The organism is Mycobacterium sp. ZZG, assembly GCF_054786995.1.
The window spans coordinates 290,934-310,698 of record NZ_JBTBFV010000001.1 but is presented as its reverse complement, the minus strand read 5'-3'; the positions used below and the strand labels follow the sequence as shown (position 1 = coordinate 310,698).

19 protein-coding genes and 1 pseudogene are annotated in these 19,765 nt (G+C 71.5%); 14 read left to right on the top strand and 6 right to left on the bottom strand.

Annotation, left to right across the window (positions count from 1 at the left end; genetic code table 11):
* Nucleotides 1–6 precede the first annotated feature (6 nt).
* Both ACXMYJ_RS01435 and ACXMYJ_RS01430 read right to left on the bottom strand, forming a co-directional pair.
* Nucleotides 7–762, bottom strand: coding sequence for an STAS domain-containing protein (locus ACXMYJ_RS01435; protein WP_443188662.1), 756 nt, complete (start codon nt 760–762; stop codon nt 7–9).
* On the bottom strand, nt 755–1,723 hold the full coding sequence (locus ACXMYJ_RS01430) for a chemotaxis protein CheB (protein ID WP_443188686.1): 969 nt from the start codon (nt 1,721–1,723) through the stop codon (nt 755–757). Before ACXMYJ_RS01430 ends, ACXMYJ_RS01435 begins: the two co-directional genes overlap by 8 nt.
* Nucleotides 1,724–1,925: 202 nt before the next feature.
* Here ACXMYJ_RS01430 and ACXMYJ_RS01425 point away from each other — a divergent pair, with 202 nt between their 5' ends.
* Complete coding sequence (locus ACXMYJ_RS01425) at nt 1,926–3,092, top strand: glycosyltransferase (RefSeq protein WP_460353489.1); 1,167 nt, start codon at nt 1,926–1,928, stop codon at nt 3,090–3,092.
* Here the strand turns inward: ACXMYJ_RS01425 and ACXMYJ_RS01420 are convergent.
* Nucleotides 3,079–3,258, bottom strand: coding sequence for a hypothetical protein (locus tag ACXMYJ_RS01420; protein WP_460353486.1), 180 nt, complete (start codon nt 3,256–3,258; stop codon nt 3,079–3,081). The genes ACXMYJ_RS01425 and ACXMYJ_RS01420 overlap by 14 nt on opposite strands.
* Between ACXMYJ_RS01420 and ACXMYJ_RS01415 the strand changes: the two genes are divergently transcribed.
* Together ACXMYJ_RS01415 and ACXMYJ_RS01410 are read left to right on the top strand one after the other, a co-directional pair.
* Nucleotides 3,257–4,198: a glycosyltransferase gene (locus ACXMYJ_RS01415; RefSeq protein WP_460353528.1), complete on the top strand. Its 942-nt coding sequence runs from the start codon at nt 3,257–3,259 to the stop codon at nt 4,196–4,198. The genes ACXMYJ_RS01420 and ACXMYJ_RS01415 overlap by 2 nt on opposite strands.
* A 20-nt stretch (nt 4,199–4,218) precedes the next feature.
* Nucleotides 4,219–5,409 (top strand): glycosyltransferase, encoded by a 1,191-nt coding sequence (locus tag ACXMYJ_RS01410; RefSeq protein WP_460353525.1) that lies wholly within the window; start codon nt 4,219–4,221, stop codon nt 5,407–5,409.
* A 1-nt stretch (nt 5,410) separates the two neighbouring features.
* Here ACXMYJ_RS01410 and ACXMYJ_RS01405 read toward each other — a convergent pair whose 3' ends face one another.
* Nucleotides 5,411–6,289, bottom strand: a complete 879-nt coding sequence (locus tag ACXMYJ_RS01405; RefSeq protein ID WP_443188660.1) for a glycosyltransferase family 2 protein — start codon at nt 6,287–6,289, stop codon at nt 5,411–5,413.
* On the opposite strand from ACXMYJ_RS01405, the gene ACXMYJ_RS01400 reads away from it, so the two are divergent.
* From ACXMYJ_RS01400 to ACXMYJ_RS01360, 9 genes are read left to right on the top strand one after another with little or no spacing between them, the layout of a single operon-like run.
* Entirely contained in the window at nt 6,288–7,283 is a 996-nt protein-coding gene (locus tag ACXMYJ_RS01400; RefSeq protein WP_260752575.1) for an NAD-dependent epimerase/dehydratase family protein, read from the top strand. The two genes, ACXMYJ_RS01405 and ACXMYJ_RS01400, sit on opposite strands and share 2 nt — an antisense overlap.
* An 8-nt stretch (nt 7,284–7,291) precedes the next feature.
* Nucleotides 7,292–8,950 carry a carbamoyltransferase family protein gene (locus ACXMYJ_RS01395; protein WP_460353483.1) on the top strand — a complete coding sequence of 553 codons (1,659 nt, stop codon included), beginning with the start codon at nt 7,292–7,294 and terminating at the stop codon, nt 8,948–8,950.
* Nucleotides 8,947–10,446, top strand: coding sequence for an HAD-IIIA family hydrolase (locus ACXMYJ_RS01390; protein WP_460353481.1), 1,500 nt, complete (start codon nt 8,947–8,949; stop codon nt 10,444–10,446). The genes ACXMYJ_RS01395 and ACXMYJ_RS01390 overlap by 4 nt, the downstream gene beginning before the upstream one ends.
* Entirely contained in the window at nt 10,443–11,462 is a 1,020-nt protein-coding gene (locus tag ACXMYJ_RS01385; protein WP_460353478.1) for a glycosyltransferase family 9 protein, read from the top strand. Before ACXMYJ_RS01390 ends, ACXMYJ_RS01385 begins: the two co-directional genes overlap by 4 nt.
* Nucleotides 11,459–12,028: a D-sedoheptulose-7-phosphate isomerase gene (locus ACXMYJ_RS01380; RefSeq protein WP_460353475.1), complete on the top strand. Its 570-nt coding sequence runs from the start codon at nt 11,459–11,461 to the stop codon at nt 12,026–12,028. Before ACXMYJ_RS01385 ends, ACXMYJ_RS01380 begins: the two co-directional genes overlap by 4 nt.
* Nucleotides 12,025–13,416: a D-glycero-beta-D-manno-heptose 1-phosphate adenylyltransferase gene (gene rfaE2, locus ACXMYJ_RS01375; RefSeq protein ID WP_460353472.1), complete on the top strand. Its 1,392-nt coding sequence runs from the start codon at nt 12,025–12,027 to the stop codon at nt 13,414–13,416. Before ACXMYJ_RS01380 ends, rfaE2 begins: the two co-directional genes overlap by 4 nt.
* A 5-nt stretch (nt 13,417–13,421) precedes the next feature.
* Nucleotides 13,422–14,120 carry an SDR family oxidoreductase gene (locus tag ACXMYJ_RS01370; RefSeq protein WP_460353470.1) on the top strand — a complete coding sequence of 233 codons (699 nt, stop codon included), beginning with the start codon at nt 13,422–13,424 and terminating at the stop codon, nt 14,118–14,120.
* Nucleotides 14,111–15,067: a glycosyltransferase family 9 protein gene (locus tag ACXMYJ_RS01365; protein WP_460353468.1), complete on the top strand. Its 957-nt coding sequence runs from the start codon at nt 14,111–14,113 to the stop codon at nt 15,065–15,067. Before ACXMYJ_RS01370 ends, ACXMYJ_RS01365 begins: the two co-directional genes overlap by 10 nt.
* Nucleotides 15,064–16,368, top strand: coding sequence for a UDP-glucose dehydrogenase family protein (locus ACXMYJ_RS01360; RefSeq protein ID WP_460353466.1), 1,305 nt, complete (start codon nt 15,064–15,066; stop codon nt 16,366–16,368). Before ACXMYJ_RS01365 ends, ACXMYJ_RS01360 begins: the two co-directional genes overlap by 4 nt.
* On the opposite strand, the gene phoU is transcribed toward ACXMYJ_RS01360, so the two are convergent.
* The gene (gene phoU, locus ACXMYJ_RS01355) at nt 16,335–17,039 is read right to left on the bottom strand and encodes a phosphate signaling complex protein PhoU (protein ID WP_460353463.1); all 705 of its coding nucleotides are present in this window, start codon (nt 17,037–17,039) and stop codon (nt 16,335–16,337) included. The genes ACXMYJ_RS01360 and phoU overlap by 34 nt on opposite strands.
* A gap of 66 nt (nt 17,040–17,105) precedes the next feature.
* The gene (locus tag ACXMYJ_RS01350; RefSeq protein ID WP_460353531.1) at nt 17,106–17,228 is read right to left on the bottom strand and encodes a hypothetical protein; all 123 of its coding nucleotides are present in this window, start codon (nt 17,226–17,228) and stop codon (nt 17,106–17,108) included.
* Here ACXMYJ_RS01350 and ACXMYJ_RS01345 point away from each other — a divergent pair.
* Both ACXMYJ_RS01345 and ACXMYJ_RS01340 read left to right on the top strand, forming a co-directional pair.
* Nucleotides 17,188–18,900: pseudogene (locus ACXMYJ_RS01345) on the top strand (CheR family methyltransferase). The gene ACXMYJ_RS01350 and the pseudogene ACXMYJ_RS01345 overlap by 41 nt on opposite strands.
* Before the next feature lie 75 nt (nt 18,901–18,975).
* Nucleotides 18,976–19,764 carry a SigB/SigF/SigG family RNA polymerase sigma factor gene (locus tag ACXMYJ_RS01340; protein WP_260752605.1) on the top strand — a complete coding sequence of 263 codons (789 nt, stop codon included), beginning with the start codon at nt 18,976–18,978 and terminating at the stop codon, nt 19,762–19,764.
* The last annotated feature ends 1 nt before the right edge of the window (nt 19,765 follow it).

Here is a 19,765-nt window from a genome sequence, read left to right as displayed (position 1 = left end):
TGAAGGTCAGAGCCGGTTCTCGGTTCCGAGTACCGCCCACACCGTCTTCCCACTGACCGTCGGTGTTGAGCCCCACGCACGGCTCAACGTCGCGACGATGGTCAGCCCGGAGACGGTGTGGGCGCCGGACGCCGAACCTTCATGCCGCGCCGCCGGATTGACGGACCCGTCGTTGACCGCCACGGTCACCCGGCCGTCGTGGATCTCCAGGACGAGCACCGGCCGGCTCGAGGTGTGCTCGAGGACGTTCTCGACGAACACGGTGGCCACAGTCGAAGCGGTCCGGATCATCTCGGGGCGGCCCCACCGGGTCAGCCACTGCGCCGCCAGCTCCCGGGCCTGTCCGAGGCTGCTGCGGTCAGCCTCGAGCTGGGCGGACGCCCGCCGCCGGATGCGCTGGGAGTCTCCGATCGACGCCACAGCGCCGGCCATGTCGGAGCGCACCGGAACATAGCGGGCCGCACCCGACCGGGTGATGGACCTGCGGCCCGCCGGATGGTCGCACACCAGGATGACCGGGACATCCGGCCATGTGCTGACATGCCAGCGCGCGCTGGTGAACGCGGTCCATGCGCTGTCGGTGGGCACCCGCAGGCCACTGACGTCGACCAAGACCGCCGTCGGCTCGTCCAGCGCGGCCTTGATGATGCTGTCGCGGACCTGCCGGTAGGTCGAGCTGTCCAGGGTGCCGGCCACCGTCAGCGTGGTGCTGCCCTCCGGTGACGGTGTCACCGCGACGTCGACGGAACTGCGGTCACTCATCCTCGGCGGGCGCTCCGGTGTCGACGAGTGCGATGCGTTCCCGCAGGACCGCCAGTGCCTTGTCGGTCTCGGCGGCCAGCGCCGTATACCGGCGGCGAACGTCCGTTGAGATGGCCTTGCCGGCGAGTTGATGCGCCAGCCGTGCCTTCTCCTGAAGGCTGCGCACCGCGACCAGCAGCGCGTTGTGCACCTCGCTGTCCCTGGCCGAGAGCAACGCGTCGGCACTCCACGCGTGACCGATGTGGCATCGGTAGTAACCCTCGTCCACCGTCTGCAGCGATCCGTTGCAGTCCGGACATGTGAAACCCGAAGGCGTGCCGAACAATTCGGGCTCCAGTTCGGCGGAGAGCGGTTCGGTCATGGCGATCCGGTTCTCCAGCTCCAGGTACGGGTCGGGGAGCCGGTCGCGCCGCACGACGTCGTGCGCGGCGAGCTCGGTGAGGACCGACCCGATGTTCACCGCGGAGACGGCGCGGTCCACCACCCCGGCGCGCAGCGCATTGGTAGGCATCGTGGGGAACAGGGCGTCGTCCGGTGACTGGCACAGGGTGGTGCCGCCGCGGGCCCGGATCGCTGCCAGGCCCAGCACGCCGTCGTCGAGGACTCCCGACAGCAGCACGCCGACCGCTCGCGGTCCGAATGCCACCGCCACCGAACGGAACAGCGCGTTCAGCGCCGGGCGGTGCCCGTTCTCACTGGGACCGTTCGACAGCACGATGTGGTGGCCGCGGGTCAGCAGGTGGCGGCCCGGCACCGCCACGTAGATGCGGCCGGCCTCGAGCTTCGTCCCGTTCTGAGCGCTCACCGCGGGCAGCGGACCCGCGCGGTTGATGATCTGCGCCAGCACACTGGGCCCGTGGGTGGGCAGATGCAGCGCCATCAGGACCGCGAACGGCAGGTCGGCGGGCAGCCCGGATGCGGCCTTCGACAATGCTTCGACACCGCCTGCGGAGCCGCCCATCGCCACCGCTCCGCGCAGCTCGTCCTTCGGCGAGGCAGTCACGATTCAGTGTTACCCGCTGGCTGCGCCGGTAACCGATTTTCGCCACGAAGTCCCGCGGGCGAAGCCGGTGGGACAGAACACGAAGAGGACGCGGCCGATCCGTTTGGTTTGCGCCGGTTGCGGCAGTTCTATCGCAGAGTGCTGTTGCGGGAGGGTTCAGATGAAGCTGGCGATGGTGGGCGCGGTGTCCGGTGACGAGCGAATCGACTGCGGCCGCTACGACGTGATGGCTCTGGCCGAGGCACTGGCGCGACACGGGCACGAGGTGCGGGTGCTCACCGCGGCTGCCCCGAAGACACCGCTGCCCGCACCCGAGGGTGTCGTCGTGGAGCGGCTACCGGTCGACACCACCGGCATGACACGCCCCGAAGACCTCATCCCGCTCATCGGCGACATGGGGCACCACCTTGTCGAAACGTTCGACGGCACGGCGCCCGACGTCGTTCACTGCCAGGGCTGGGCCTACGGCATGGCGGCCCAGCTCGCCGCCAAACGGCGCCCCGTGGCCACGGTGCAGGCCTTCGCCGGTTTGAGCGCGACCGCCCGGCGGCGTCGCGGGAACGTCGGCCAGCCCGCGACCACCGTCAAGATCGAATCCCTGCTGGCCCGCAACGCCACCGCGGTGACGGTGGCGTGCCACGATGACATGCAGGAAGTCATCCGGCTGGGATGCCCGCGCGCGCGGGTCGCGGTGCTTCCGCCCGGCATCGAGGTCGACGAGGTTCCCGCCGAGGAGATCGTGTCTCGGGGCGCCGAGCCGTCTCGCCGGATCGTCGCCGTGGCGCGTGACTTCACCCCGCAGCAAGGCCTCGGGCAGGTGGTGCGGGTGCTGCCTTCGGTGGGCGCCGCGGAACTGGTGCTGGTCGCCACCGACGCCGCTGAAGGACCTCACGCCGGCCAGATCATCGACATGGCGCGCAGGCTCAGAGTCGACACGCGGGTGCGCCTGCATGCCGGCGCCACCGGCGACGAGCTGACCGCGCTGTTCCGCACGGCCGACGTGGTGGTCGCGCCGGCGCTGTACGAGCCGTCGTGCGACGCGGTGCTGCAGGCGATGGCGTGCGGCGCAGCGATCGTCGCCCCGGCCGCCGGCGGTGTGCGCGACGCGGTCATCGCCGACGTCACAGGGCTGCTGGTGCCTCCGGGCCGACTCGACGCGCTGGCCCGTGCGCTGCGGTCGATCCTCGGGCAGATGGTGCTGCGCCAGGGGATGGGTCTGACCGGCCGCTCGCGTGCCCGCTCCCGCTACAGCTGGGACCGGATCGCGACGGACGCCGAGGTGGTGTACGACTCGGCGCGCAACCGCAAACCCGTCAACGTGCACTGAGCTGCGCGTCAACGTCGACCGCGAATACTTGAAAGTCGCTGTGCATCAGCGCTCTTGAATTCTTTCGGGTGATCATGAACTTCTTCGCCCGAAACCGTTTGGTGAATTCTCTTAAGGGTATTTCGCGCGCCATGCCGCCGATCTGTCGGCGCCGCTCGGTGCTCATCTGGCACGTCCACGGTTCGTGGACGGAGGCCTTCGTCGCTGGTGGACACGGCTACCTGATCCCTGTGAACGCATCCCGGGACGAGTTCGGCCGCGGCACGGCGGGACGGCAGTGGCCGAACGCCCGCGAGATCGGCGCCGACGAACTCCGCGACGCCGCCATCGATCTGGTGGTGCTGCAGCGGCCGCACGAACTCGACCTCACCGCGAGCGTCACGGGCCGCCGGCCCGGGATTGACGTGCCCGCGGTCTACGTCGAGCACAACGCCCCGCGGCCCCACGCCGTGGACAGCGTGCACCCGCTCGCCGGACGCGCGGACATCCCGTTGGTCCACGTCACCGATGTCAACGCGCTGATGTGGGACAACGGCTCTGCGCCGACGCGGGTCATCAACCACGGTGTCGCCGACCATGGCCGGCTCTACCGCGCCGAGATCCCGGCCGCGGCGACGATGATCAACGAACCGGTCCGGCGGTGGCGCACCGTCGGCACCGACCTGCTGGCCCCGCTGAGCACTCATGTGCCGATCGAGGTGTGGGGGATGGGCACCACCGACCTGAACACCGACCCGCGGATCACCGGGCGCATCACCGGGCATGGTGACGTCTCCGGCGGCTCGGTGCTGGACGCGGTGGCCCGCCGCGGTGTGTATCTGCACACCGCCCGCTGGACGTCGCTGGGGCTCTCATTGCTGGAGGCGATGTGCGCCGGCATGCCCGTCGTCGCCGTCGCGGCCACGATGGCGCCGCTGGTGGTGCCCGGTGACGCCGGGGTGGTCAGCGCCGACATTTCCGTACTCGGCCGCGCCCTGCGGCATTTCGTCACCGATCGCGAGGCGGCCGAGATCGCCGGCAAGGCCGCACGGGAGTTCGTTCTGGCTCATTTCGGAATCGACCGCTTCCTCGCCGACTGGGACCGGTTGATCGAGGAGGTTTGTTGATGCACAGGACGATCCGGCCGCTGGCGATCGCCATGGTCTCCGAACACGCAAGCCCGCTGGCCTTCCTCGGCGGAGTCGACGCCGGTGGCCAGAACGTCGCTGTCGCCGAGCTGTCCTCGGCGCTGGCCGCTGCGGGCCACCGTGTGGTGGTCTACACCCGCCGCGACGATCCCGACCTTCCGGACCGGGTGGATACCGGACACGGCTTCAGTGTCCTCCACGTCCCGGCCGGCCCGCCCGAACCGGTGCCCAAAGACAAGCTGCTGCAGTACATGCCGCAGTTCGGGGAATACCTCGCCGGGTGCTGGAGGCGGTGGCGGCCCGACGTCGCGCACGCCCATTTCTGGATGTCGGGGCTGGCCACCACTGCGGCCGCGCGGCGTCACCGCATCCCGGTGGTGCAGACCTTCCATGCGCTCGGCGTGGTGAAGCGCCGGCATCAGGGCGCCGAGGACACCAGCCCGGACAACCGGATCCGGCTGGAGACCGGCCTGGCCCGAGACGTCGACTGGGTCGCCGCGACCTGCTCCGACGAGGTCAACGAACTCACGGCGATGGGACGCGACCCGGCCCGGGTGTCGGTGGTGCCGTGCGGCGTCGATCCGGCCGAGTTCAGCGACATCGGACCGGCCGCGACGCGCGGCAAACCGCACCGGATCATCTCGGTCGGACGGCTGGTGCCGCGCAAAGGATTCGACACCGTCATCGCGGCGATGCCACATCTGCCGACCACGGAGCTGGTGATCGTCGGCGGCCCGGACAAATCCGAACTCGACCGCGACCCCGAGGCACAGCGGCTGCTGGGAGCGGCGGCGCGGCACCGTGTGTCCGACCGGGTGCACCTCTACGGCGCGATCGCCCGCGAGGAGATGCCGATGCTGTTGCGCTCCGCAGACGTCGTGGTGGCCACGCCGTGGTACGAGCCGTTCGGCATCGTGCCACTGGAAGCGATGGCGTGCGGGGTGCCCGTGGTAGCCTCGGCCGTCGGCGGCATGCTCGACACCGTGGTGCCCGGCGTCACCGGCACGCTCGTTCCGCCGCACTCGCCCGACCGGTGTGCCGACGCGATCGCCCCGATCCTGTCCAACCGAGAGTTGCGCACTCGGCTGGGCCGGGCGGGCAGGCAGCGGGTGCACGAACGCTACACCTGGGACCGGGTGGCACGCGACACCGCGGCCATCTACGGCCGGCTCGCGGAGACGGCACGGTGAGTCAGCTGGTCTCCAGCGTCCGGACCGCCCGCTCCACCGGGGCGGGCAGCCGGTGCCGGGCCGACATGACCGCGGGCACCGCGCGCAGCGCCTCGCCCAGCGCCCTGGCATGGGCCCGGTCGCGGGTCGCCGCCCGCGCGAAATCCGCTGAGCTGCACACACATCGGCGCAGCGGCCGCCGCAGCCAGGCGGTCAGCACGGTGTTGCGCAGCACCCGCGCCTTCTCAGCCGAGCTCGACTCGCGCCGCGGCGACGGGCGGTGGTATGCGGTCAAGCGGTCACAGAAGCACAGGTCCCAACCGTGGCTGGCCAGGTCCAGCGCCAGCAGCTGTTCCTCACCGCGAAAGTGCAGGATCGGGGAGAACCCGCCGACCGCCTGGAAGGCCGACCGGCGGACGATCGCCGAGCACGCCTGGAACCCGAGGAGGGACGGTCCGGGCAATCTCGGGTCGCGGCCCAGCGGGCTCCCGGCGAGGTCGGCGACGATCGGGTCCTCGCGCAGGTCGGGCCAGACGAGCGTCCGGCCGGCGAGCACCGCCACCGACGGGTGGGCATCGAAGACCTCTTCGGCGATGGCCGGCGCGTCCGGCTCCCACCACGAATCGTCGTCGCAGAACGCCACGTACGGGGTCGCGCAGTGCGCCACCCCGACGTTGCGTCCCACCGCGCCGAGGTTGTCGGGCAGCGCGATCACGGAGAGCCGATGGCCCGAAGCGGCCGCGATGCGCGTGGCCACGGCGACGGAATCGTCGCAAGAATTGTTGTCCACCAGGATGATCGGGGACCGAGTGGTGTCCAGCAACAACTGCAGCACCACGGCGAGTTCCTCGCAGCGGTTCCGGCTGGCGATCACGAACGAGGTGCGGGAGCCCGATAGCATGACCTCCGGTGCTACCCGCCCCGAGGCCGGACAAACCCGCTTCGCGCGGGTGCTGGTCACCGGCGGCGCGGGATTTCTGGGCAGGCACCTGTGCGCGGCACTGGTCCGGTGCGGCGCGCAGGTGGTGTGTGTCGACAACCTGTCCACCAGCTCCAGAGACGCCGACCCCGTGCCCGGTGTCGAGTTCGTCCACCACGACGTCAGCCGTCCACTGCCCGAGCCGTGGCGGCACACGGCGTTCGACACGATCTTCCACCTCGCGTGCCCGGCGTCCCCACCGGACTATCTGCGGCTGCCGCTGGCGACGCTGCGGACCGGGGCACTGGGCACCGCCGAGGTGCTCGACATGGCCGACCGGCACGGCGCCCGCGTGGTGCTGGCGTCGACCAGCGAGGTGTACGGGGACCCCCTGGAACACCCCCAGTGCGAAACCTATTGGGGTAACGTCAATCCCATCGGGCCGCGGAGCGTGTACGACGAGGCCAAACGGTATGCCGAGGCATTGGCCTTCGCCCACCGCAGGGAACGGGGCACCGACATCGGGGTGGCCCGGATCTTCAACACCTACGGGCCGGGTATGCGTCCGGACGACGGCCGGATGGTGCCGACGTTCTGTGGTCAGGCGCTGCGCGGCGAGCCGCTCACCGTGGCCGGCGACGGCACCCAGACCCGTTCCCTGTGTTACGTCGACGATACGATCGCCGGCCTGATCGCCCTGGCGGCCGCCGACTGTCCCGGGCCGGTGAACATCGGCAACCCGGTGGAGCTGCCGGTCTTGCGCTGCGCCGAGATCATTCGCGATCTGGTCGGCGCACAGGTGCCGATCGAGCACCTCCCTGCCGCCACCGACGACCCACAGCGCCGGTGCCCCGACATCACGGTCGCCAGGCAACGGCTGGGCTGGTCGCCGAAGGTCGGCTACCTCGACGGGCTCACCGCCACCGTGGAGTGGTTCCGCTGCGCCCTCCAGCCGATGTCGGAACCCCGAACCTGAGGAGAAACATGCGAATTCTCGGTGTCAACGCGGTCTTTCACGATCCCGCCGCTGCGGTGGTGGTCGACGGACAGATCGTGGCCGCGGCCGAGGAGGAGCGATTCTCACGGCGCAAGCACGGCAAGCAGGCGGTGCCGTTCTCGACCTGGGAGCTGCCGGTGGCCGCGGCCCGCTGGTGCCTGGAGGAGGCCGGCCTGAGGCCACCGGACCTGGATGCGGTCGGCTACTCCTACGAACCGGCGCTGATGGACGGGGAGAACGGGCAGACCGACGGCCTGGACCGCGACTGGGAGTATCTGCGCACGATGTACGCGCAGCGGGCGCCGCGATTCCTGGCGACCGCCCTGCCAGGACTGGATCCGTCCGTCGTGCGCCACGTCCGCCATCACGTCGCGCATGCGGCGTCGACCGCGCTGGCCTCACCGCACCCGGACACCGCGGTGCTCGTGGTCGACGGCCGCGGGGAGCGCACCTCGATGCTGGCCGGGGTGTACCGCGACCAGAAACTCGACGTGCTGGCTTCTCAGCCGTTGCCGCACTCCCTGGGCCTGCTCTACGAGAGCCTCACCGAACACCTGGGATTCGCGCGCTCCAGCGACGAGTACAAGGTGATGGCGATGGGCTCCTACGGGAGCCCGCGGTTCGCCGACCGACTGCGCGAGAAGGTGTACGCGCGCGGGGACGGAGGCTTCCAGACCGAGCCCGTCGACTGGACCGAGTTCGCGCCGCCGCGGACACCGACGCCCCGCGAGAAGATCTCCGCGCTGGCCCGACCCGAGCCGGTCTATGCCGACCTGGCGTGCAGCGTCCAGCGCGTGGTCGAGGAGGTGCTCCTCGACCTGGCCGGGTGGCTGCGCCGGCGTGTCGACGGCGACAGTCTGTGCCTGGCCGGCGGGGTCGCACTGAACTGCGTCGCCAATTCCCGCATCTACGCCGAGAGCGGATTCGACCGGGTGTGGGTCCAGCCCGCCGCCGGCGACGCCGGGACCGCGCTCGGCGCGGCACTGGCCCTGGCCGCCGAGGCCGGTGACCGCATCGCGCCGATGCCGTCGGCCCAGCTGGGCCGCGGCTGGACCGACGCGCAGATCGGTACGGTGCTGGACCGGGCGGCGGTGCCGTACGAGCGGCCCGCCGATCTGGCCGGCGCGGTCGGTGACGCCCTGGCCGACAACCAGCTCGTGGGGTGGTTCCAGGGCCGCTCGGAGTTCGGTCCGCGGGCGCTGGGCGGGCGGTCGCTGCTGGCCGATCCGCGCAGCGTGGCGAACCTGGAACGGCTCAACGACGTCAAGGGACGCGAGCAGTTCCGCCCGGTCGCCCCGATGGTGCTGGCCGACCGCGCCGGTGAGATCTTCGGCCGCGGTCCGCTGCCGAGCCGCTACATGCTGTTCGTGCACGACGTCGACGAACGGTGGCGCGCCCGCATCCCGGCGGTCACCCATGTCGACGGCACCGCGCGCGTCCAGACCGTCGACGACGGTCAGCCCCTGCTGCACGCCGCCATCACCCGGTTCGCGGCCCGCACCGGCGTGCCGGTGGTGGTGAACACCAGCTTCAACACCGCCGGCCGGCCCATGGTCGACAGCCCGCAGGACGCGCTGGAGTGCTTCGGCAGCGCGCCGATCGACCTGCTCGCCATCGGACCCTACCTGCTCCGGCGGCCGCGATGAGCATGGACGTCACCCTGGTCATCCCGACCATCGGCCGGAAGTCGTTGGCGCAGTTGCTGTGCGCGCTGCAGTGCGACGCCGGGCCACGGCCCGCGGAGATCCTGGTGGTCGACGACCGTGCATGGCCGGGACCGCTGCCACTGCCCGGCGGGGTGAGCGTGCAGGTGCTGCACGGCGGCGGACGCGGGCCGGCGGCGGCCCGCAACGTCGGCTGGCGGGCCGCCGCCACCCGCTGGGTGTGCTTCCTCGACGACGACGTCCTGCCATGCGCGGGCTGGCTGGGGGCACTGCGACAGGACCTCACGGTCGCCGAGTCGGTGCGGGCGGCCGGATCGCAGGGCGGCATCGAGGTGCCCCGCGCCGAGCCGAGCCGAGCGCCGAGCGACGACGAACAGCGCACGCTGCGGCTGGCCGGCGCGCGGTGGATCACCGCGGACATGGCCTACCGGCGCGACGTCCTGGTCGGCGTCGGAGGTTTCGACGAGCGTTTTCCCCGCGCCTACCGGGAGGACTCCGACCTCGCGCTGCGCATCGTCTCGGCCGGGCACCGGATCAAAGACGGCTCGCGCCGCTGTGGCCACCCGGTGGCGCCGGCGACCTGGCTGACGTCGGTCCGGGTGCAGATCGGCAACCGGGACAACGCACTGATGCGCCGCAAGTTCGGCCGCCACTGGCGATCCCGGATCGGGGAGGGCCGGGGACGGCTTCCCGGTCACCTGGCGACCTCGGCGAGCGCCGTCGCGGGCCTGACCGCCGCGATCGGGCGGCGGCGCGCCGCCGCCGCCGTGTCCGGGCTGCTGTGGGCCGGGCTGACCGCCGACTTCGCCACCCGCCGGTTCCTGCGCGGCCCCCGCACGGTTCCGGAGTTCAGCCGGATCCTCGTGAGCAGCATCATGATTCCTCCGGCGGCGGTGGCGCACCGGGTGGTCGGGGAATGGCAGCACCGGCACGCGCGGCCGGAGCCGCCGCTGGCCGTGCTGCTCGACCGCGACGACACGCTGATCGAGGACGGCCCGTACCTCAACGACCCGGACGGTGTCGTGCCGATGCCCGGCGCCGACCGCGCGCTGGACCGACTGCGCAGACACGGGCTGCTGCTGGCGGTGGTGACCAATCAGTCCGGTGTCGCGCGCGGGCTGATCACCCCGCGCCAGCTCGTCGCGGTCAACGCGGCCGTGAACGGAGCGCTCGGCCCGTTCGACTGCTGGCAGGTGTGTGTGCACGGCGAGGACGACGGATGTCGTTGCCGCAAACCGGCGCCCGGGATGGTGCTGTCGGCGGCCGCCGAGCTCGGGGTGCCACCGCAGCGGTGCGTGATGATCGGCGACACCGGAGGCGACGTCACTGCCGCGCTGTCGGCGGGGGCGCGGGCGGTGCTGGTACCCACCGGGCGGACCCGCCCTGAGGAGATTGTCGCCGCACGCGCGCATCCGCGCGCCGCGGTGGCGCCCACGCTGGCCGCGGCGGTGGATCTGGTGCTGCGGGAGGCGCGATGACCTCGGCTCTGGTCGCCCGCCTGGACAGCGCCGGCGACGTGCTCGTCACCGGCCCGGCGATCCGCGCCGTCGCCGCGTCACACGACCGGGTGGTGATGCTGGCCGGCCCGCGCGGGCAGGCCGCCGCCCAGTTGCTGCCAGGAGTCGACGAGATCATCGAATGGCAGGCGCCCTGGGTCGATTTCGACGCCCCCGAGCTCACCGCGGCGCACGCCGACGGCCTGATCAAACGACTGCGCGACACCGCCCCGGACCGCGCCTACATCTTCACGTCGTTCCACCAGTCGCCGCTGCCGCTGGCGCTGCTGTGCCGCATGGCCGGCGTGCCGTGGGTCGGGGCGATCAGCGTCGACTACCCGGGCAGTCTGCTGGATCTGCGCCACCAGGTGCCCGACGGGATCCCAGAACCGTTGCGCGCGCTGTCGCTGACCGAAGCGGCCGGCTGCCGGCTGCCCGACGGGGACGACGGCGCGCTGCGCGTCCTGCGGCCGGCGACGCCGGTGCCCGCGCTGGCCGAGCTGCCCGGCACCGGCGGTTACGTCGTGTTCCATCCTGGCGCGGCGGTCCCGGCCCGCCGGCCCAGCGCACACCGCAGCGCGGCCATGGTGACCGCCCTGGACCGGGCCGGGTACCGCGTCGTGGTGACGGGCGGCGCCGACGAACGGGACCTGACCGCCGAGGTCGCCGCCGACCACGCGCTCGACCTCGGCGGCCGCACCGGCTTCGCGGAGCTTGCGGCGGTGCTGGCGGGCGCCCGGGTGGTGGTGGCGCCCAACACCGGGGCGGCACATCTGGCCGCGGCCGTGGGAACCCCGGTGGTGTCGCTGTTCGCCCCGGTGGTGCCCCCGTCCCAGTGGGCCCCGTACGGGGTCCCAGCCACCGTGCTCGGCGACCAGGACGCCGCGTGCCGTGGCTCGCGGGCCCGCACCTGCCCGTTGCGCCGCCACACCTGTCTCGACGACATCACCGACATCGCACTGCTGGCCGCGGTGCACGAGTGGGGAGGTACACCATGATCGCGACCCATTTCGACGATCTCATCGAGGCGGTGGACCGAACCCGCGGTCACATCCGCCTGATCGACACCTGGGGGCACCGGCTCGCCGAGGTCCTGCTCGGCGGCGGGCGGCTGCTGGCGTGCGGAAACGGCGGCAGCGCCGCCGAGGCCCAGCACCTGACCGCCGAACTGGTCGGGCGGTTCAAGGACGAGCGGCAGCCGTTGTCGGCCATCGCGCTGCACGCCGATACGTCCGCGCTGACCGCGGTGGTCAACGACTACGGCGGCGACGAGATCTTCGCCAGAGGTGTCCGCGCCCACGGCCGCCGCGACGACGTCCTGATAGCGCTGTCGACGAGCGGCACCAGTCACAACGTGCTGACGGCGGTCAAGGCCGCGCACGAGATCGGGATGAGCACCTGGGCCCTCACCGGGCCGGCGCCCAATCCGCTGGCGGCCATGTGCGACCACGCGATCAGCGTGGACGCACCGGGCACGGCCACCGTGCAGGAGGTGCATCTGCTGCTGGTCCACGCCCTGTGCATGGCGGTCGACGAGCGCATCCTCGGATCGGTGCCGGCATGAGCGCCGCACCGCTGGTCGTCGTCGGCGACGTGATGCTCGACCTGGACGTCGAGGGGTCCGCGACGCGACTCAGCCCGGAAGCCCCCGTCCCGGTGGTCGACGTCGAACGCAGCTGGCAGCGGCCGGGAGGGGCCGGGCTGGCCGCACAGTTGGCGGCGCGCACCCGCGACGACGTCGTCCTCATCGCCGGAATCGCCGAAGACGCTGCGGCACAACAACTCCGCGAACTACTGCGGTCGGCCGGGGTGCGGCTGATCGCGCTGCCGATGCGGGGGGCCACCGTGACCAAGACCCGGGTCAGGGCGCGCGGTCAGTCGGTGCTGCGCATCGACCGCGGCACAGCCACCCCGGTTGCCGCGCCGCTGCCCGACGAGGCGGTGCACGCGCTGTCCCACGCGCAGGCGGTCTGCGTCGCCGACTACGGCGGGGGAGTCGCGGCACTGCCGGCGCTGCGTGCCGCGCTCGGCCACGCCGCGCGCGGCGTTCCGGTGGTGTGGGATCCGCACCCGCGCGGCGCCGTCCCCACCCCGAGATGCCGATTGGTCACGCCGAATGAGGCTGAGGCCCAACACTTCTGCGGTACCGAAGGCCTACCCGGGGTAGTGCTGCGGGAACGCTGGAACGCCGACGCGGTGTGCGTGACCCTGGGCGCCCGCGGCGCCCGGGTCTTCACCGCGGACGGCTGCGTCACCCACATCGGCCCCGCGGCGCCGGTCGGCACCGGATCGGCCGGCGACGTGTGCGGCGCCGGCGACCGGTTCGCCGTGGCGGCGACCGCCGCGTTGGGCGCCGGTGCCGGCCCCGTGGCCGCCGTCACCGAAGCGGTGGACGCCGCCGCCCGCTTCGTCGCCGCGGGCGGGGCGGGTGCGGTGTCGGCGCCGGTGTGCAGCGAGACGCACCCGGGTACCGACGACCATGACGCCACCGATGCGGTCGCGCTGGCGCAGCGGTTGCGCGCGGTGGGGCGCACGGTGGTGGCCACCGGTGGATGTTTCGACCTGCTCCACATCGGCCATGTCCGGTTATTGCGCACCGCACGGCAATTCGGTGATGCGCTGATCGTGCTGATCAACTCCGACGCGTCGGTGCGCGCGCTGAAGGGTCCCGGCCGGCCGGTGGTGGCGGCCGCAGACAGGGCCAGGGTGCTTGCCGCGCTGGCCTGCGTCGACGCCGTGGCGGTGTTCGACGAGGCGACGCCGGAGCGGCTGCTGTCCGATATCCGGCCCGACATCTGGGTCAAGGGCGGCGATTACACGGCCGACGCCCTGCCCGAGGCCGGCGTCGTGAGACGCCACGGCGGTGACGTCGTCATCGTGCCGACGGTGGCCGGCTACTCCTCGTCCGCCCTGATCGCCGCGGCGCGGTCCGGGCCAACCGAAGAAAGGTGAGACACATGGCAGACATCGCGAACCCCGGGACGGTGCTGATCACCGGCGGCGCGTCCGGACTGGGCGCGGCGGTCGCCGATGCGGTGCGGGCACGCGGCGGCACACCGCTGGTGATCGACAAGGACCGTCCGGCCGACGGCATCACCCACGTGTGCGCGGACCTGGCCGACACCGACGCCGTGGAGGCCGCTGTCGCCGCGCTGGCCGAGCAGACCGGCGGGCCGATCGACGGGGTGTTCACCGCGGCGGGCATCGACGCCTGCGGCCCCCTGCGCCAGGTCCCCGCCAAGGAGTGGGAGCGGGTGGTGATGGTCAACCTGTTCGGCACCGCGGCCGTGATCAGGTCGGCGCTGCCCTACCTGGCGACTGGCCGCAGCCGCATCGTCACCTGCGCGTCGACGCTGGGGATCAAGGCGGTCAGCGACGCGACCGCCTACTGCGCGTCGAAGTTCGGGGTGGTCGGGTTCACCCGCGCGCTGGCCGCCGAACTTGCCGGTGACATCGGGGTCACCCTGCTGGTCCCGGGCGGCATGTACACCGCGTTCTTCGACAGCCGCACCGAGCAGTACAAGCCGCCACCGGACGCCAAGCTCAACCAGCCCTCGGATGTGGCCGCCGCCGTGTTGTTCGCACTCTCACAGCCGCCTGGCTGTGAGATACGCGAACTCGTGGTGTGCGCGTCCACAGAATCGTCATGGCCCTAGTGCCGGACAGTCGCGACCCGCAGACCATCGTGGCGCTGCGCGCGCTGGGGCTCGGCGACCTGCTCACCGCGGTGCCCGCGCTGCGCGGACTGCGGCGCCGATACCCCGACACCCGGATCACCCTGGCCGCACCCGCACGGTACCGCGCGCTGGCCCTGCACACCGGCGCCGTCGACGACGTCGTCGACACCCCGGAGCTGGGCCCGATCCGCGGCATCGCGGACCGGCCGGACCTGGCGGTCAACCTGCACGGACGGGGACCGCAGTCGATCGCGGCGCTGCTGGCCCTGCGGCCACGAATGCTGCTGACCCACCGGCACGACGACTTCCCGCACATCGCCGGCCCGCCGTGGCAACCCGACCAGCACGAGGTCGACCGTTGGTGCCAGATCCTGCACTGGGCCGGAATCGTCTGCCGCGCCGCAGATCTGGAGATCAAACGGCCCGACGGGTACCCGGACCACTCCGATGCGGTGGTGATCCACCCCGGCGCCGGGGCGCCGGCGCGGCAGTGGCCGGCGCAGCGGTTCGCCGAGGTCGCCGCGGCATTGTCCGAGCGGGGTGCGCGGGTGGTGATCACCGGATCGAGCGCCGAAGCCGGTCTGGTCCGGGAGGTCCGGGCCGCGTCGGGGCTGCCGGGATCGGCGATGTGGCCCGACACCTCGGATCTGCTCGCGCTGGTCGCGCTGGTCAGCGACTGCCGACTGCTGATCTGCGGTGATACCGGCGTCGGGCACCTGGCGACGGCCACCGGGACGCCGTCGGTGCTGCTGTTCGGCCCCACCCCGCCCGCGCACTGGGGCCCGCGCGGCAACGGGTGCCACGTCACGTTATGGGCCGGCGAGCGCGGCGACCCGCATGCGGGCGAACCGGACCCAGGGCTGCTGCAACTGTCGGCCGCACAGGTGCTCGACGCCGCCCGCGACGTGCTGGCCAGGCATCCATGAGCGGACCGGTGCGCGTCGGCGTGGTCGGCACCGGCTACGTCGGGCTGACGACCGCGGTCTGCCTGGGCGGGCACCGCGGCGTGGACACCACCGCCGTCGACATCGACCGGGCCAAGGTGGACCGTTTGTGCGCGGGCGTCGCGGTGCTCGACGAGCCCGGACTGGCGCCGCTGATGGCCGCCGGCACGCGGGCCGGCACGCTGCGGTTCTCGACGGACTTCGCGAGGCTGGCCGACCGCAACGTGGTGTTCGTCTGTGTGCCGACACCGCAGGGCGACGACGGGGCCTCCGACCTGAGAGCGGTCGACCAGGCGCTGGACCGGCTGAAGGCGGTGCTGCAGCCGGGGGCGGTGGTCGCACTGAAATCCACCGTGCCGGTGGGCACCACGCGCCGGGCCGCGCGGCGACTGAGGCCGGCGCGGATCGGGGTGGTGTCCAGCCCGGAGTTCCTCCGGGAAGGTCACGCGGTCGCCGACTTCGTGCACCCGAACCGCATCGTCGTCGGCGCCCTGACCTGTCATGACGCGGAGCTGGTGTGCGCCGCGTACGGCGACGCCGGCCCGGTGCTGCGGATGAGCCCCGAGAGCGCGGAGCTGGCCAAGTACGCCAGCAACGCCTTCCTGGCGGTGAAACTCTCGTATGCGAATTCGATCGCGTCGCTGTGCGCACGGTTGGGCGCCGACATCGGGGATGTGACCGCGTGCATGGGCGCCGACGACAGGATCGGCGCGTCGTTCCTGCGGCCGGGGCCCGGATGGGGCGGCTCCTGCCTACCGAAAGACACTGCGGCGCTGGTGCATACGGCCCGATCGCGGAATCTGGTACTCGGCGAGGTGGAAGCGGCGCGGACCACCAACGCCGCGCAACCGCGGCGCATCAGCGACGCGCTGCTCGCAGCGCTGCAGGGCGGTCTCGACGGCGCCCGGATCACCGCGCTCGGGCTCACCTTCAAGGCGGACACCAGCGACACCAGGGACTCCCCGGCGCTGGCGGTGTGCGCACATCTGGCGGCCCACGGTGCGGTGGTGTGCGGCTACGATCCGCAACTGTCAGCGATAGACGCCCGTGCGCTGGACCGGGCCGGGGTGATCGCCGTCGACGACCCGTACCGCGCCGCCAAGTCCGCGGACGCGATCGTGCTGCTCACCGAGTGGCCCGAGTTCGGCGACCTCGATTGGTCGCAGATCGCCGACCAGGCGCCGGGCGCGGTGGTCGCCGACACCCGCACGATGCTCGACCCCGCGGCGGTCAGGTCCGCCGGGCTCGGCTACCTCGGCAGCGGATGCGCCGACGGGTTCTGACGGGTGGCGCCGTGCTCGTCCCCGCCGCCGCTGAGTTGGGTGCCGGTGACCTGGAAATGGACCCGACGGGCGATCTCGACCGCGTGGTCGGCGAAGCGCTCGTAGAACCGTCCGAGTAGCACCAGGTCGGCCGCGACGGTCGGACCGTGCGGCCACTGCGGGCTCATCAACCGCGCGAACAACTCACGGTGCAGATCGTTCATCCGTACGTCGCTTTCACAGACCTTGCGGGCCAGATCCGCGTCCCGGCTCCGCACGGTCGCCTGTGCCAGATTCGCCAGTTCCGTTGCTGTGGAAGCCATCTCGGCGAACAGATCATGGACGTCGGCGGGCACCACGGACTCCGGGTGCCTGCGGCGCGCCGTGCGCGCCACGTTGGAGGCCAGCCCGCCCATCCGGTCGGCGTCCGCGGCGATGTAGAGCGCGGCGACGACGGCGCGCAGGTCCCGCGCGACCGGGGCCTGCAGGGCCAGCATGCTGTACGCGCGCTCGTGGACCGCGTTACCGAACTGCGTCAGCCGTTTCAGGTCGAACGCGACACGCTCGGCGGCGGCGACGTCGCCTTCGAGCAGTGCGGTGGAGGCACCCTGTGCGAGCGCCGAGGCGCGGCCGCACATCTCGGCCAGATCCTCGATCAGGACCTCGAGGGCCTGATGGAATTCGTCGCGCATGGTGTCCCCAGAAGTCTCGTCGTTGTGGCCCCGTACCCGGGGAACACGATGTCAAACCGAGTAAGTTCAGACACGTCCGAGCACCTCGGCGACCGGATGACGGTTGAACGCACAGCCCGACAACGACGCGGACGAGACCTTCGAAGTCTTGTTGCGGTACATCCGCGACGCCCGGGGTTTCGACTTCACCGGTTACAAGCGCACCTCGCTGATGCCGCGGGTCCGGCACCGGATGGATCAGGCCGGGTTCAACAGCTACGAGGAGTACCTGGACACGCTGCAGGCCAGCGCCGACGAGTTCGCGGCGCTGTTCAACACGATCTTGATCAACGTCACCAGCTTCTTCCGCGACCCCGACGCGTGGGACTACGTGCGCGACGAGGTGGTGCCCACACTGCTGGCCGAGCGAGGCCCCGCCGACCCGATCCGCGTATGGAGCGCCGGGTGCGCGTCGGGTCAGGAGGCCTTCACGCTGGCGATGATCCTCGCCGAGGCGCGGGTGGCCTCCTACGACGCCAGGGCCGTCGAATCGGTGCCGGTGGATCTTCTGGAAAGCTATTTCGACCAGGTCAACGGGCGGTACGTCTTCCGGAAAGACCTGCGGCGGGCTGTGATCTTCGGCCGCAACGACCTGGTCAAGGACGCACCCATTTCCCGCGTGGACCTGCTGGTGTGCCGCAACACCCTGATGTACCTGAACGCCGACACCCAGCGCAACGTGGTGAGCCGGTTGCACTTCGCGCTCGCCCCGCGCGGGGTGCTGTTCCTCGGGCACGCCGAGATGCTGCTCAGCCACACCGACCGGTTCACGCCGCTGAACCTGAGGCACCGCGTCTTTCCGGAGGGTGCCGACGGCCGGCGACAACGGCGAGCGTCACCCCGCCGCGATGATGTTCGAGCGTCACATCGACACCTCCGGGCTGCCCACGATCCGGGACCTCGCCTTCCGCGCCAGTCCGGTGGCGCAGATCGTCCTGGCCGCCGACGACACCGTGGCCATGATCAACCAGCAGGCAGAGACCACGTTCGGGCTGTCGGCCCGCGACATCGGTCGGGTGCTGCGCGACCTCGAGGTCTCGTACCGCCCGGTCGAGCTGCGCGCCTACCTCGACCAGGCGAAGTCGGAACGTCGCTCGGCACGCATCCAGGACGTGCAGTGGCAGCGGCCCGGCAGCGACTCGGTCTGGTTCGAGATCCATGTCAACCCGCTGGTGGACGGCGACAACGCGCTGCTCGGCGTCTCGGTGGTGTTCTTCGACGTGACCTCGACCCGCGCGCTGGTGGACAAGATCGTGCAGACCAACCGGCAGCTGGAGACCGCCTACGAAGAACTTCAGTCGACCAACGAGGAACTCGAGACCACCAACGAGGAACTTCAGTCCACCAACGAAGAGCTCGAGACCATGAACGAGGAACTCCAGTCGACCAACGACGAGCTGCACACGATCAACGACACGTTGCGGGAGCGCAGCGTGGAGCTCGACGAGTCGACGGCTTTCGTCGAATCCCTGATCGGGGCCATCCGGCTCGGCCTGGCGGTGGTGGACCGGCAGATGCGGGTGGTGGTGTGGAACCGCGGGTGCGGGAACTGTGGGGGCTGCGCTGGAATGAGGCCGTCGGAAAAGCGCTGCCCACCTTGGACATCGGGCTGCCCACCGAAGAGCTGAAACCACTCATCGGCGCGGTCTTCGTCGACGGTGACCTCAGCGAGCACACCACCGTGGATGCGGTGAACAGGCGCGGGCGGGCCACCCGGGTTCGGGTGCTGTGCACGGCGTTCCGCTCCGCCGACAATGCGGTCGACGGGGCGCTGCTGCTGATGGAGGCTCAGGGCCAGGCGCCGGCCCGAGGATCAGCCTGACGCGGCCGGTCATCCATCAAACGAAGCGTTCGTGTGTGCGGGTGGCGCCCGTACCGCGACGGGTACCCGAACCCCATGAGTTCCGGCGACGAGCTTGACTTCGCGTGGATCCACGCGGCGTTCGTCAGGCTGCGCGCGCTGCCCCCGGACTCGGCCGATCGCGGCAGGCTGCGCGACGAGATCATCCGCCGCTGCCTGCCCGTCGCCGACCGGATCGCACGCCGCTACGACCACCGCGGCGAGACCCACGACGACCTGGTGCAGGTGGCACGGGTGGGCCTGGTGAACTCGGTCAACCGGTTCGATCCGGCGGCCGGCCCAGAGTTCCTGTCGTTCGCGATCCCGACGATGCTGGGCGAGGTCAAACGCTATTTCCGGGACTGCGGTTGGGCGGTCAACGTGCCGCGGCGGCTCAAGGACCTCTATCCCTCGCTGGCGCCGGCGAGCGCCGAGCTGACTCAGCGCCTGGGCCGGTCCCCGAACGCGGCGGAACTGGCAGCCCTGTTGGAGGTCGACCGGATGGAGGTCGCCGAGGCGCTCACCGCCGCCGCGGGATTCAAGACCCGGTCGATCGACGCCGCGTCGACCTCCGGTGAGGACAGCCCGTCGCTCGCCGACCGACTCGGCGATCCCGATCCGGCCCTCGACCTCGTCGACGAATGCGACGAGCTGCGCGCGCAATTGGCGTCACTTCCGCGGCGGGAGTACCGGATCGTCATCATGCGGTTCTTCGAGTCGCTGACCCAGACCGAGATCGCCGAGCGGATGGGGATGTCGCAGATGCACGTGTCGAGGCTCCTGGCCCAGTCGCTGCGCCGCCTGCGCTCCGCAATGGGCGGTGCGGACGACGCAGCGATCGCCTGAT